Source organism: Lacihabitans sp. CS3-21, assembly GCF_024343675.1.
In the GTDB taxonomy this organism is placed as follows: Bacteria; Bacteroidota; Bacteroidia; order Cytophagales; family Spirosomataceae; genus Leadbetterella.
Genome location: NZ_RJUD01000004.1, coordinates 14,500 through 28,725, shown reverse-complemented (window position 1 = coordinate 28,725; position 14,226 = coordinate 14,500). Strand labels below are relative to the sequence as shown.

The window sequence follows — 14,226 nt, the reverse complement described above, 5'->3', positions numbered from 1 at the left end:
TTTTATTTAATAAATTATGAATATTCACGAGTACCAAGGTAAAGAAATTTTATCGAAATATGGTGTAAGAGTTCAACAAGGAATTGTTGCTTCTACCCCAGACGAGGCCATCGCTGCTTATCAGCAAATAGCCGAAAGAACAAATTCGAAGTTTGCGGTTGTAAAATCTCAGATACATGCAGGTGGTAGAGGAAAAGGGAAAATTGTCGGAACTGAGCAAAGAGGTGTGCAATTGGCCAAATCTGCTGATGATGTAAAAACCATCGCTACGAATTTGCTTGGAAACACACTCGTGACCATTCAAACTGGTGCTGAAGGCAAAGTGGTGAACAAAATTTTGATTGCCGAAGACGTTTATTACCCTGGTGATTCTGAGCCGAAAGAATTGTATGTTTCTATTCTTTTGGACAGAGGCAGAGCTTGCAACGTCATCATGGCTTCTACCGAAGGTGGTATGGACATTGAAGAAGTAGCTGAGCATACGCCAGAGAAAATCATCAAAGAATGGATAGACCCAAGAGTAGGTTTACAGGGCTTCCAAGCTCGTAAGGTGGCTTACAAACTAGGTATGACAGGCAATGCCAACAAAGAAATGGTAGCGTTCTTAATGAGCCTTTACAAAGCTTATGAGGAAACAGACTCGGCGATGTTTGAAATTAACCCAGTTTTGAAAACTTCTGACGATAAAATATTGGCCGTTGATGCCAAAGTAAGTTTGGACGACAACGCCTTGTTCCGTCACAAAGACTTGGCAGCCTTGAGAGACAAAGCTGAGGAAGATCCAATGGAAGTGGAAGCTTCTGAAAGCGACCTGAACTATGTAAAACTAGATGGAAACGTAGGTTGTATGGTGAACGGGGCTGGTTTGGCCATGGCTACCATGGACATCATCAAGCTTAAGGGTGGTGATCCTGCTAACTTCTTAGACGTAGGTGGTGGTGCAAACGCCGTAACGGTAGAAGCTGGTTTCAGGTTGATATTGAAAGATCCTAACGTAAAAGCCATTTTCGTGAATATTTTCGGAGGAATTGTGCGTTGCGACAGGGTGGCTGCGGGTATTGTAGAAGCCTACAAATCTATCGGAGACATTCCTGTGCCGATTATCGTAAGACTACAAGGTACCAACGCCGAAGAAGGAGCCAAAATCATCAATGACTCAGGCCTAAAAGTGTACTCAGCCGTATTGCTAAAAGACGCTGCTGACTTGATTACTAAGGTATTGGCGTAATATTATTATAAATATTTTTTGTGTGGGGCGACTTTTCAAGTCGCCCTTTTTTTTGCTACTAGAAATAATATTTGATAAGATTTCTTTCCGAAAAATAAATTCTTTTGCTTTTCAATTTCTTTTTTCAGTACTTGGTATACAGATTTGGTTAGCGACATTTAAGCACAGCCGCCTCTACGCTGTTCAGTCCTTAGCACGCATAGTATTGGGCAACTATTTATCAACGTTGGCACTTAAAGTTGGTTTGTCTCCAAAAGGAAGCATTATGTAAAGACTTGATAATTAATAAAATAATTGCAGTGGCAGCAGCTCTAAAATAACTCCGAAAACCATAATAGCTGTTCGTTGGAAAAAAAATAAAACTATTTAGTGTATATTGATAAGTTATAATCAAATTAAAAAGTGATGAAAATGATTAATCCATTTTATAAAATAATTTTAGGTTTAGGGCTAATATCACACCAAGCTTGTACACAAACTGAGAAACTCACTATGTATAAAGATGATAAGTTTACACTTGAATATCCGAGTATATGGAAAATGACAAACGAAAATGGAATTTTAAATTTCATGCCTAATGAAAATTATGGAGCAGTCACAGTTTCAAGAGAATCTGGCATTGATTTTCCATTAGAAAAAACAAGAGAGTTTGTATTAGAAATGAATGAAATAAAAGATAACCCAGAAAATGTTAAAATGACAAATAATGATGGCATAGCCAAATTTTATTATGAGCATTTTGACAATAATTTAAAATGGGTTACAATTGCGTTCAGAAAAAATTCGGATTTTTATTTAATTACTATAAATTGTAAGACTGATATGTGGGAAGCAAATAAAGCCACTTTTTTTCAAGTGACAGATTCTTTCCACATAAAAAATTAAATACTGATTCGACGTTTTACAACAAGTTCAAAGTTAGATTGGACAAGAGATTAGATGAATTCCACGGCTCTTCGAGATGTTCCGCAGGACAATCTCGAAGCTGGATAAAGAGGATTTCCAATCCGAATAATAAATTCTTTTGCTTTTCATTTTCTTTTTTCAAAATTTGATTTGCAGATTAGGTGAGCGACTTTGAAGCAGTACAGTTTCAATGCTTTTTTGTCCTTAGCATGCTTCTTTTGGAGCCGCTTTTTACAATTGTTGGCGTTTATAGTTTATCTTTCCTCAATACAAAGCATTATTTATATAAAGTCTCGATAATTAATAAATTAACTCTAAAATCACTCCAAAGCCATCAAAATGTTGGGCGTTGGAATTACTTCAAAATGAAATATTTTTTTTTATTCTTTTTATCGCTTCCTATCCTATCATTTTCTCAAAGTGAAGAAACTTTAAAAATAGATTTTAAGATAATGAGTAAACATTATTTAGAGGGAGATTTCATCAGTTATTCAAATTATATTCATCCCAAATTGATAGATATTACTGGTGGAAAAAGTGAATTTGAAAGAAAAACCAAATTGTTATGGTCTAAATTAAATGATGCTGGAATGAAGAATTTCTTAGATTTTAAATTAATTTATATAAAAACAATTATTCCGAAAGATTCTACTCTTCAAGCTTTGATTGGAACTGAAATAATTATGAATGATTTAGGAAAACCTCGTTCATTTTATTTTGAACTAATTTGTATTTCAGATAAGGCAAAAACAAATTGGGTATTTATTAATGCTCAAAATGGCGAGAAAGTAATTCGAAGTATTTTTCCCGAACTATCACTAAATCTTCCAATAAAGAATGAATACGAAAAGATAATTTTACATTTACTTCCCGATGGTTTAATTTCTAGAGCTTACTATTTTGGAAATTAAATCCACCTCTTCGCGATATTCCGCAGGACAATCTCGAAGCTAGATAAATAGAATTTGCAATCCAAAAGCAATAAAACCAACAAATCACCAACACTCGTTATGATAATCCAGAAAATCCCAAGAATACTCATAAATCACATCCATAGAAAATATCCAGCCATTCGTAGATTAAATGTCATGAATCGTAGAATGTTGATTATCAGACACTAAACCATTTGTTGTTCTTAGGGTCAAAGAAGCAAATATTCAATTAAAAACAATTACATCATGAAAAAGTTAGCAACATCATTCGTTCTTATTTTAGGTTTAAGTTTCACATCTTTCGCCTCCGAAACAACTCCAAAAGCAAACCTTACTAAATCAGAAAACCCTTGGGAGGTTTTTAAAGAAGTAGTTTATACCTACAAAACTTCCAATGTAGATTTTATGTACACCTCTAAAGCCGAGCAAGAGGCATTTTTGAATGCTGCCGCTGAAATGAAAGGTAGAATTTTAGAGCATGCTGACCTTTCTTTTGCAGACGAAAAAATTAAGAGAATCGACCACGCAGTAACAGTGTTTAAATATCTATGGGAAATTAAGGAAGATATTCAATTAGAAAACGAAGAATTGGAATTGATTGAGATTCCAGCAGTTAATTAAGAATAAGCGTAAAGCAAAACGCGAAAAATTTTTAGCACAAATTATCTAAAAAAGGCAGGAAACTTAGTTTCTTGCCTTTATTTGTTCACAACCATCACGTTTACAGGCAGTTACTTAATACAGGAATTTCAAAAATCATTTGCTTCCTCTGGACATTCATATTTTTTGTTTTGTACAGTTCACGCCATTTATGAAAAGGTGGCTTTATAAATTTAAAGCCTGACTTACTAGCCTGAGAGTCAATTAATTTTCCGCTAGAACTTCCTTTACCAAGAATTTTATTAAATAATAACTTTAGTTGATATCAAATGCTTAAAAATTAAGTGGAGTATCTATTCACACTTTTATTTTTCATCTTGATTAATTGTACTTATCGGTAAACTAATAGGATGATTACAAAAATTCGAAAGAGAAAAAGCCCGCTATTCAAAAACTATACCATCTAATAATTAAAGTGCTTTTTTGTACACTTTTTTTTAAAAATCCTCTTGGAAGTACAAATAATAGCATTATTTTTAAATGTCCAAATGAAGGAATCCTTCAAAATATTCCAAATTTTGGAAAACTTGTAAACCCAAAAGTAAAATTTATTATAAATTGAAAACTATAGCTATCAAAACAATAATAAACTTTTACCATGAAAAAAATAATTACTTTTGGCACCTTTCTTTTATTCTTTCTAAACTCCGCAGCGTACTCACAAACTTGTAATTGCAGTCGCACGATCACTCAAAGTGGTATTTACAATGGGACCACCATGAATGTACTGCCCGGTGAGGTGATTTGTATTCAATCTGGGGAATATTCACTCCTTAGATTTGTAGATTTTGTGGGCACGGAAGATCAACCTATTGTCTTTAAAAATTGTGGTGGAAGAGTGACGATTTCTCACAACCAATATTATGGAGCATTGGACTTTTTAGGTTCAAAACACTTTAAAGTTACTGGAACAGGTAACCCCGATTTTCAATATGGAATTTTTATATCAGGTACAGGCCAAAATGCCAGCGGACTTTCTGTGGCGGGTTTGAGTAGTAACTGTGAAATTGATCACTTAGAAATACAAAATACAGGTTTTGCAGGAATGCTCATTAAAACCGACCCTAACTGCAATCCCAACTCTTGGAGAGCCAATTTTGCAATGAGAAAGGTATCTATCCACCACAATTATATTCATAATACGGGTGGTGAAGGTATGTATGTTGGTAGCAGCTTTTTTAATGGAAAATCTATCACTTGTGAGGGGCAAACCATAACCGTATTTCCGCATTTGATAGAAGGCTTAAAAATATATGACAATATCACAGAAAATACCGGTGCAGATGGTATTCAATATTCTTGTTCGCCCCAAGCTGAGGTTTATAACAACGTAGTAAATTCCTACGGAATTTCTCCTTTTGAAGTTTATCAAAATAATGGAATACAAGCTGGTGCAAGCGGTGGAAAATGTTTCGGAAATAAAATTACCAATGGCTCAGGAAATGGAATAATTATCACTCAACCCACTGATAATATATCTGTTTATAACAATCTGGTGATAAATTCAGGTAAAAATAGCTTATTTGGTGATGACCGCACAACTACGAATATAAACTTTTTGATTGCAAATAATACTTTCGTAAAATCTGGACAAGAAAACATCAAACTCTACGGCAACCTAAGTACAAAGAATATTTATAACAATTTTTTGGTCGAACCCTATGGCAACGCCATATATATATCTTATGGCAGTGGAGCTCAAGGTGATGAAAAAAATAATCTAAAAATGCCGACAATTACGGAGGCATTATTTAAGAGTCCAACAGATTTTCATACCACTATAAATTCTCCTGCTGTAAATGCTGGCTACGATATTTCTTCCTTAAATATTGTAGATGATATTGAAGGCAATCTTCGGTCAAATGGGGGTAAATATGATATTGGAGCTTATGAATCTCTCGTAAATCCTCCTGTTTTAGACGCCTTTTCCAATAAAGTATTGTCATCGGGCAGTTCACTTAGTTTCAATATTTCAGCTATAGATCCAGACGGAGAAATACCAGCTTTTGGTATTGAGAATCGGCCATCATTTGTTAGTTTAACAGATAATGGAAATGGAACAGCCACATTTTCGGCCATTCCACAATCTCAAAACCAAACCTTTGATTTAACCTTTGTGGCATCTGATCAAACTGGTGGCAGGAGTTCAAAAACAATCCAGATTACATTATATGCTAACGTACCTAGTTCCACACAAAGCCTGTTCAGAATTAATGCCGGAGGAACGGAATTGAGTACAGCAAATGGTGATTTTTCCATAGATACTTCTAATAACCCTTCACCTTTCTCAAATGTGGCAGAAGCAGGTAGTCTTGGTGGCACCAGTATTATTTCCACAAATCAGACAGATTTACCCAATCAAGTTTTTCAAACTTTCAGAAGAGATAGCCAGTCAGGAGACGATATGCGGTGGAGTTTTCCTGTTTTCTATGATCCAAGCTGGTACAAAGTAAATTTATATTTCAATGAAACGGTAAGTTCAGCCAATAGGCAGTTTAATATTATCATTGAAGGTAATAACGTAGCTCCAAATTTTAACATCAAGGCAGAAGCCGGTGTAAAAAATGCTCTAAAAAAATCTTTTAATGTTTATGTTACGGATGCTAATTTGAACTTGCAACTTCAACGCATCCTAGATAATCCATTGATTTCGGCTATAGAGATTATTTCTTTAGGGGTAAATAACCCTGGTGGAAGACTTAATTATTCTAATGAAAGTCCAATGGAAGAAATTCCGTTAGAAATGAATGTTTACCCAAATCCTGCCAAAGATTTCCTACATATTAATCAAATTAAATTAGAAAATAAAACGGGCATAAATCAACTTCAATTGGTGAATAGCAATGGACAATCAGTTTGGAAAACCAATCTTTCAAATTCCGACACCGAATTACAAATACCTATCCATCAGCTTAGTGCGGGATTGTATGAGGTGGTTTTGAATAATTCGGGAAAAATTTGGACGAAGAAGTTTGTTAAAAACTGAATCAAAAAAAAGCTTATTTCCATTATATAAAACTTTGCAGATAAGGGATGGCTAAAAAACTATGGGCTTAAACTGAATATCGACCCTTCGATTTCTAGCTCGGCCTTCCCATGTACTATTATCATGGGAGGGAGCATCAAAAGCGAAATCTTTAAATCTGATTTTCTCCTGCGGGATGTCAAAATTTTTAAGTAAATCTATGGCAGATTGGCTCCGCATACGGCTCAAATATTCGTTAAACTCCCTTCCACCAATAGGGTCAGTATGGCTCATGATATTTATCTCATAGTACTCAAGATTTTTTATGCTCTTTACCAAGTCTGACAGCTGTTGAGCTTGGTTGTTGTCTATGATATAACTTCCTCCACCAAAATATATACTTTTAACTATCTCTTTCATTTCTTGACCGAAAGAGGTACTGAAACTGAAAAACAAAATAACGAGGATAGTCTTCATTTGTAAATCGTTTAATCAAATATAATTAAATGGATTTATTTTTAACCTAAATCTGGTTGATTTGTTTGATTTACAATGAATTATAAGTATTAATTATCCATTAATTTTGATATCGAACTCTTCTAAAACCTCCCATTTTTCCATATTAAACTGTTGAATTAAGCTTATTTTTTGAAAAAAATAATGATCGGGAAAAGAAAACTTCCTAATTTCTTGAAATATAGCCTCTGTACAGATAGCATTCCTTGGGTGCATTAAAGTCAAATGCGGTATGTGTTCTCTGGGATTCTCAATCACTCCTTTCAGAATGTTTTTCCTTAAAATTTGAAATAATTCAACATTGTCCAAAACCGGCAATAAAACTCCTTTCCCTTCAGAAAATCTTTGTGGCTGACCAAAATGGAATTCAAAGGGTTCAAATTTTAGATTTCTAAGGTTCAATCTAATTATTTGCAGGTCTAAAAGTTCATCTTCTCTACATATTGTAATGTGACTATCAATCAAACCATGTTGTATGGGATTATATTTTTTTCGTATCTCCTCAATATCAGCAGATTGACTTTTGTCTAAAAAGAAGCTTAGCTGTAGGCGTTTCATGCTATTTAATTCACAATTTCTTGTTTGAGCAATTCAGCATGCGATCTGCTGATTCTATGACCGGCTTCAGGGATAAAAATATACTTTTTGGTAGAATCCATTCCGATTCTTCGCTTGGCATATTCAAAATTTTCAGGACCAACCACCCAATCTTTTCCCCCATACATTACCACTGTCGGAATGCTGATTTTCTCCCAAATGGGTTCTATTCGTCTTAATTCTTTTATATGGTCATATTTTTCATCAGTGGCGGTTACGAATCTATTCGGTATAAACCACCGCAAAACAGGCCATTTCCCATATTTCGAAAACTTAAAGAATTTCTCTGCGTCTGGATCTATGGCTGGGGCCATCATAATAAGCTTTTCGTATTTACCAGGATTTTGTGCTACCATATAAGCCCCGATGGGTGCACCATAACTGCGACTGACAATGATTGGTTTCTGACTTGAATTATTCAATTCTAAAGTTTTTTCAAGAAGCTCAGCTTGCTTTTCTATACTTACTTTTTTGTATTTTTTTTTGAAATAAGAAAACCCATAACCAGGTCTATCTGGTGCTAACAGGTGATATTTTGAGTGATAACTCTGATCGTCCAATTGCTTTCTGAAGCCTTCCCAGCGACCAGGAGCTCCATGAATAAACAAGATAGGCTGCAAGGTGTCCACACCAAAGGTAGCCGTATATAACTTATAATCAAGACCTTTTTGAATTTTGTAATTGGGTTTAAATGTCAAAGTATCGTAGTGTTGCTTGATTTCTTTTTCAGTAACGATATATTTTTTGAAGCAAGAACTTAGAAACAATGATAATAAAACGAGCCCGATGTAATTTTTAAACATTTTAATTCCAATCAATTTATTAAAAAACGGATTATAAAAGAATAAGTTTATTCTGAACTCATTAAATCTATTCGAAAGATTTTTTATACAAAGATTTTCTCAAAAGTAACTCGTCACAATTCCAGCCTTTTCATTGCATCAACCGCAAAATTTGCAGCTCGAGCCGTCAACGCCATAAAAGTTAGAGATGGATTCTGGTTTCCGATGGAGGTCATAGCTGCACCATCGGTCACGAATACATTTTTACAGGAATGAACTTGATTCCATTCGTTCAGAATTGACTGTTTGGGATCTTTTCCCATCCTAGCACCACCCATTTCGTGAATATCTAAGCCAGGGTTTTGTTTACTATCAAACATATTGATGTTTTTGCAACCAGCCAAAGTCAGCATTTCTTCTGCGGTAGTCATGAAATCTTTGGTCATTTTGAGGTCGTTTTCATGATAATCAATATCTATGGCCAGCTGCGGAATACCCCAATCATCTTTTTTATTAGAAAGTTTCACATAATTGCTTTCTCTGGGGATCGATTCGCCTTGCATCTGAATGTAAATTCCCCACGGTCCAGGTTTGGTGGCATTTGCTTTAAATTTTGAACCAAAATCTTCCTCAGAAGGAACGCCTCGGGCTCTTCCTGCCGAAAAAGCCACCATATAACCTCTTTGAAAATCCATTTCTTGTTTGTGAAGATTTCTAAAATTGGGCATAAATGCAGAAGTAGGTCTTCTACCAAAATAATATTGGTCTTCAAATCCTTCGTAAGTGGCGGAGCCTTGACCTCTATATTGATGAAAGGCGATATATTTTCCTAAAACCCCAGAATCATTTCCTAATCCTTGCGGAAAACGACTCGAAGTTGAATTCAATAATATTAGGTTAGAATTTAAGCAAGCTGCGTTTATGAAAATGATTTTGGCTTTGAAAATAAATTCTTCCTTTGTATGGGTATCAATAACTTTAACTCCAGATGCCTTTTGTGTTTTTTCGTTATAGATAATTGAATGAACCACCGAATCAGGCCTTAATGCAAGATTCCCTGTTTTTGCAGCCCAAGGCAAGGTGGATGCATTGGAAGAAAAATAACCACCGTATGGACAACCTCTGTAACACAAATGCCTAGCTTGGCACTTACCTCGACCTTGATCTAAGTGTACTTGAGCAGGCTCTGTTAAATGGGCACATCTACCAATTATAACGTGCCTATCCTTAAACTTTTGCTCAATTCTTCCTTTGATGTGTTTTTCTACACAATTAAGCTCCCATGGTTTAAGAAATTCGCCATCTGGCAAAGTAGGTATTCCGTCTTTATTTCCGCTTATTCCGGCAAAACGCTCTACATGGCTGTACCATGGGGCAAGGTCTTTATAACGAATGGGCCAATCGATGGCAAAACCATCTCGGGCTGGTCCATCAAATTCCGCATCAGACATTCTTTGCGTTTGTCTTGCCCATATTAACGATTTTCCACCCACTTGATAGCCACGAATCCAATCAAAAGGTTTTTCTTGTACATAGGGATGCTCTTGGTCTTTAACAAAAAAATGTTGTGTAGCCTCATCGTAAGCATAGCATTTATTTACTATAGGATTAGTATCTTTTTCTAAATGAGTTTCTCGTCCTCTGTGTGGCAAATCCCAGGGATTTGCCATGGCAGTTGGATAATCAGAAACATGTTTTACATCTCTTCCTCTTTCAAGCACAAGCGTCTTTAATCCTTTTTCACAAAGTTCTTTAGCGGCCCATCCACCAGAAATTCCAGAGCCAATAACTATGGCATCGTAGGTTATGTCCTTTTCAGAATCAATATTAAAGTTCGCCATATTTTTTGATGTATTTATCCTCCATTTCACGCATTAGCTTTACATCTGCTGGCTTTTTGTCGAGGTAACCACAGAGGTGAAGAACACCATGAGCCATAACTCTGATTAGCTCAGTGTCAAAATCAACTTCAAATTTATTCGCATTTTCAGTAATTCTTTCAATACTTACGAAAATATCACCTTCAATCCGGTTTTCATCTTCTGAATTGTCAAAAGTAATAATATCGGTATAGGTGTCATGATTAAGATACTCCAAATTTATTTTATGGAGGCCTTCATCATCTAAAAAAATATAATTTAGTTCACCCAATTTAAAGCCTTGATCTTTCACAAGTTCTTTCAACCAAGATTTCCTTTTTCTAATATCAGATAACTTAAACTTATCTAACTCAATATTAAAATTAATCATATATAAAGCTTAAAAACATATAAATAAAGTCCCCCGAAACTAAGTCCGGTTAAGAATCCCAAAATAACTTCAATAGATTTATGCCTCGACAAAGCTAATCTGGACCATGCATTGATAAATCCAAATCCGAAAAGAAACAAACTTATTTGTGGGTTAATTGGATAAAATATAAGTGAAAACAAAAAATTATAACTTGTGTGCATAGAAACTTTGATTCTTTTATTGAGAAAAAAACTACTCAATGAATGAAACAAAAAAGTTGTCACCAATAGTTTACCTTTAATATCAAAATTGAAAATGTAAAATACCAAGTTCAAAATTATAAAAACAGCAATCAAAACTTTGTAAACACCGTCCCTTTTTGTTCGATCTGAAACATCATAATCGGCAAAACGCCTTCTTCTAACATTGTAGCCGATATAGATTGCCATCGGAACAGCCACAGAAAGAACAAATATCAATGGAAGATTTCTTTGACTTTGGTTATTGTCTTCAAAGAAATAAAGGTATAAACCAAAAAATAAAGCAATTGAAAGCGGATTGCCAACCGTTGAAATAATCTTTGCGAGTCTCTTCAAAATTTTCTTTAGGGTAATGTTATCCAAAAATATACATATTTTTGCAATTGAAATAAAAAAGTTTTAAATGAAGATAGCAGCCATTGATATTGGTTCCAATGCAGCCAGAATGCAGATTTCATCTGTTTTGAATGATGAAGGTAGAATTTCTTTCAAGAAAATAGAGTACGTGAGGTTTGCGTTGAGGTTAGGTCATGATGTTTTTTCATCAGGAAAAATACACTATGAAAGTGAAGCTCGGATAAAAAAACTATTGACCGTCTACAAGCTTTTGATGGAATTACATGAGGTTGACGCCTACCTGATATGTGCTACATCAGCACTTAGAGAAGCCGAAAATGGCCTAAATATTTGCGAAAGGGTAAAGTTAGAGTTGGGAATGACGATAAACCTTATTTCAGGTGAAAAAGAAGCTGAAATGATCAATAATGTCATCGTTCACGAATTAGAAGACAATAAAACCTATCTGCATATTGATGTGGGTGGCGGTAGTACAGAGCTAAATCTTTACAATGGAAAGGTAAAAGAAACCTCCCAATCCTTTAAAATTGGTTCGGTAAGGTTAATGGAGGGAAAAGTGACCAAAGATGTTTGGAAAAAAATGCATAATTGGATTCAAGAGCATGTGCATAATCGCCCTGAGATAATTTCTATAGGAACCGGAGGCAATATTTCTAAACTGTTTGAGTTCTTGGAAAAGGACGAAAACGGCCTTGCAGATATTCAAAGATTGGAAGAAGCTCAAAAGTATTTAAGCCAGTTTACTATGGAAGAAAAAATAAATAAGCTTAAAATGAATCCAGACAGAGCAGATGTTATAGAATATGCAACTGAAATATATTTTTCAGCCATGAAATGGGCCAAATCAACAAAGATGTTTGTGCCTGATTTGGGCCTGAAAGACGGAATAATGTTGGAAGTTTACCACAACTTAAAATCTTAAGATGAAAATAATTTTGCCTTTTTTTCTTTTTTCAACACTATTACTTGCAGTTAGGCCTTTAACTGGTCAAACTTTCTTTAAATTTTCGGGAAATATTAAAAATTACACCGAGCCAGCAATTTCTTTTACTGTTTATAGAAACTGGGTAGAGAATCCGCTTGAATTAGAATTGAAAGTGGACAAAAAAGGCAGTTTTTATGCTGAAATTGCTTTGGATGAAATCGCTTATTGCGACATCAACATTGGTGATGTTGGTTATTTCCTTTGGAAAATAGAACCCAATGACCAAATCAATTTGACTGCAGATTTTCAAGATTTTGAAAATACTTTAAAATTTGCAGGCTTAGGTTCTGACAAATGGACTTATTTAATAGAGCAAAAAAAGAAGTTTGAAGAAGAGAAAGATTGGGATTATGAACTCGAAAAGCTGAAGAAAATATCAAGAAAAGGCTTTTTTGACTTGACAAAATACCTTTATGATGAGCAAATCATTTTGTTGAATAAATATAAATCTAATTTATCCGAAGATTTTTATTCTTTGCAAAGGGCTGATATCTACGGGAAATACAGTTTTCATGAACTTAGTTTTTTGAATTTCCACAAAATTTTTAATGAAGCTGAGTTCGACCGATTTGATTTAAAAACGTTTCAAGCCAAAACACAAAACAAATCTTATGAATATGGACATTTTGTAGAGGCTCTTATTGAAAACCACAACAAAATTGGACAAAAATATAATCAGTCCATCATGCTAGAATACGAATCCATTAAAAGCTATTTTACAGAAAAAGATTTGATAGATAAGCAACTGATAGAGAGAATATTGGCAACTAAAATCCTCAACTATTTAGACAATTATGGAGCGAGCGAAGAAACAAAACTTTTGGTGGCCTCTTTCAGAGAATTCTCCAAAAACAAAGTGTATACGGCAGTTTTGATAGAGAAATTAAGTAAACTTCAAAATCTTCAAAATGGTAGAGAGGCAAAATCTTTTATTTTACCCGATGAAAAAGGCAATTTTGTTTCACTGAAAGATTTCCGTGGAAAGAATGTTATTTTAGGTTTTTATGCAAGCTGGTGTGGTCCTTGTTTAGAAGATTTCCGAAATCTAACCATCGTAGAGAATTACTTCAAAGAGCAAAATAATTTGGTTTTTGTTTTCATAAATATGGATAACTATGAAGATTTTAAAAAACTACTAATCGATAAGAAACCTTTAGGAAAGCATCTGAATGGAATTGATAATCCTGAGCTAAGGAAAGGTTATAATACTGAATTGTTACCCAATTACATATTAATTGATAAAACTGGCACAATTATTTCTGATAAAGTAGAAGAGCCTTCAAGTGACGAAGGACGAGCCTTAATTCAGCAAATTGAACGGTTAATCAAATGAAAAACCTGCTTTACGTTTTTGTAATGTGTATATTTTTTGCTTCATGTAAAAAGCGAAATACATATTCAAGTAATAACATTAACAAGATATTGGTAAACAAATGCCAAGATTATTTAGGTACACCTTACAAATTTGGGGGTACTACAAAAGATGGAATGGACTGCTCAGGATTGATTTTTGTTGCATTCAAAGAGCTTGGAGAGGATATACCAAGAGTATCCTACAAACAAGCTGATCATTTTGATGAGATACCCAAAGACGAAATAAAAATTGGAGATTTGGTGTATTTCAAAGTAAATAGCGATAGAATAAACCATACAGGCATTATAACTCGAATTGAAAATCGCGAGGAAATATTTTTCTTACACGCTTCAACATCTACGGGAGTCAGAGAAGACAATTTGCTTTCTAATTATTGGAAGTCTAAATTTGTGAAGGTCACTAGACCACAGATTTAATTTCTACGTTATAAA

General features: G+C 34.4%; 14 protein-coding genes. 8 read left to right on the top strand and 6 right to left on the bottom strand.

The window, feature by feature from the left end; translation table 11 throughout:
• Positions 1–16 precede the first annotated feature (16 nt).
• The 5 genes from sucC to EGI24_RS03730 all read left to right on the top strand — a co-directional run bounded on the left by sucC (position 17) and on the right by EGI24_RS03730 (position 6,712).
• Positions 17–1,228 carry an ADP-forming succinate--CoA ligase subunit beta gene (sucC, locus tag EGI24_RS03750; RefSeq protein ID WP_255046979.1) on the top strand — a complete coding sequence of 404 codons (1,212 nt, stop codon included), beginning with the start codon at positions 17–19 and terminating at the stop codon, positions 1,226–1,228.
• Between the two features lie 411 nt (positions 1,229–1,639).
• Positions 1,640–2,113: a hypothetical protein gene (locus tag EGI24_RS03745; protein WP_255046978.1), complete on the top strand. Its 474-nt coding sequence runs from the start codon at positions 1,640–1,642 to the stop codon at positions 2,111–2,113.
• Between the two features lie 386 nt (positions 2,114–2,499).
• Complete coding sequence (locus EGI24_RS03740) at positions 2,500–3,045, top strand: hypothetical protein (RefSeq protein WP_255046977.1); 546 nt, start codon at positions 2,500–2,502, stop codon at positions 3,043–3,045.
• Between the two features lie 267 nt (positions 3,046–3,312).
• Positions 3,313–3,687, top strand: a complete 375-nt coding sequence (locus tag EGI24_RS03735; RefSeq protein WP_255046976.1) for a hypothetical protein — start codon at positions 3,313–3,315, stop codon at positions 3,685–3,687.
• A 637-nt stretch (positions 3,688–4,324) separates the two neighbouring features.
• Positions 4,325–6,712: a malectin domain-containing carbohydrate-binding protein gene (locus tag EGI24_RS03730; RefSeq protein ID WP_255046975.1), complete on the top strand. Its 2,388-nt coding sequence runs from the start codon at positions 4,325–4,327 to the stop codon at positions 6,710–6,712.
• A gap of 51 nt (positions 6,713–6,763) precedes the next feature.
• On the opposite strand, the gene EGI24_RS03725 is transcribed toward EGI24_RS03730, so the two are convergent.
• From EGI24_RS03725 to EGI24_RS03700, 6 genes are all read right to left on the bottom strand, one after another.
• Positions 6,764–7,168: an OmpA family protein gene (locus EGI24_RS03725; RefSeq protein ID WP_255046974.1), complete on the bottom strand. Its 405-nt coding sequence runs from the start codon at positions 7,166–7,168 to the stop codon at positions 6,764–6,766.
• A gap of 93 nt (positions 7,169–7,261) precedes the next feature.
• Entirely contained in the window at positions 7,262–7,765 is a 504-nt protein-coding gene (locus EGI24_RS03720; RefSeq protein WP_255046973.1) for a 2'-5' RNA ligase family protein, read from the bottom strand.
• 5 nt (positions 7,766–7,770) lie between these two features.
• On the bottom strand, positions 7,771–8,607 hold the full coding sequence (locus tag EGI24_RS03715) for an alpha/beta fold hydrolase (protein ID WP_255046972.1): 837 nt from the start codon (positions 8,605–8,607) through the stop codon (positions 7,771–7,773).
• Between the two features lie 113 nt (positions 8,608–8,720).
• Positions 8,721–10,427: a GMC oxidoreductase gene (locus tag EGI24_RS03710; protein ID WP_255046971.1), complete on the bottom strand. Its 1,707-nt coding sequence runs from the start codon at positions 10,425–10,427 to the stop codon at positions 8,721–8,723.
• A complete protein-coding gene (ybeY, locus tag EGI24_RS03705; protein WP_255046970.1) occupies positions 10,414–10,836 on the bottom strand; it encodes an rRNA maturation RNase YbeY in 423 nt (140 codons plus the stop codon). Before ybeY ends, EGI24_RS03710 begins: the two co-directional genes overlap by 14 nt.
• Positions 10,833–11,414, bottom strand: a complete 582-nt coding sequence (locus EGI24_RS03700) for a hypothetical protein (RefSeq protein WP_255046969.1) — start codon at positions 11,412–11,414, stop codon at positions 10,833–10,835. Before EGI24_RS03700 ends, ybeY begins: the two co-directional genes overlap by 4 nt.
• A 67-nt stretch (positions 11,415–11,481) precedes the next feature.
• Here EGI24_RS03700 and EGI24_RS03695 point away from each other — a divergent pair, with 67 nt between their 5' ends.
• Genes EGI24_RS03695 through EGI24_RS03685 form a run of 3 tightly spaced genes read left to right on the top strand, consistent with a single transcriptional unit; the run spans position 11,482 to position 14,211 of the window.
• Complete coding sequence (locus EGI24_RS03695) at positions 11,482–12,357, top strand: Ppx/GppA phosphatase family protein (protein WP_255046968.1); 876 nt, start codon at positions 11,482–11,484, stop codon at positions 12,355–12,357.
• 1 nt (position 12,358) lies between these two features.
• Positions 12,359–13,753 (top strand): TlpA disulfide reductase family protein, encoded by a 1,395-nt coding sequence (locus tag EGI24_RS03690; protein WP_255046967.1) that lies wholly within the window; start codon positions 12,359–12,361, stop codon positions 13,751–13,753.
• Positions 13,750–14,211 carry a C40 family peptidase gene (locus tag EGI24_RS03685; RefSeq protein WP_255046966.1) on the top strand — a complete coding sequence of 154 codons (462 nt, stop codon included), beginning with the start codon at positions 13,750–13,752 and terminating at the stop codon, positions 14,209–14,211. Before EGI24_RS03690 ends, EGI24_RS03685 begins: the two co-directional genes overlap by 4 nt.
• Positions 14,212–14,226 lie beyond the last annotated feature (15 nt).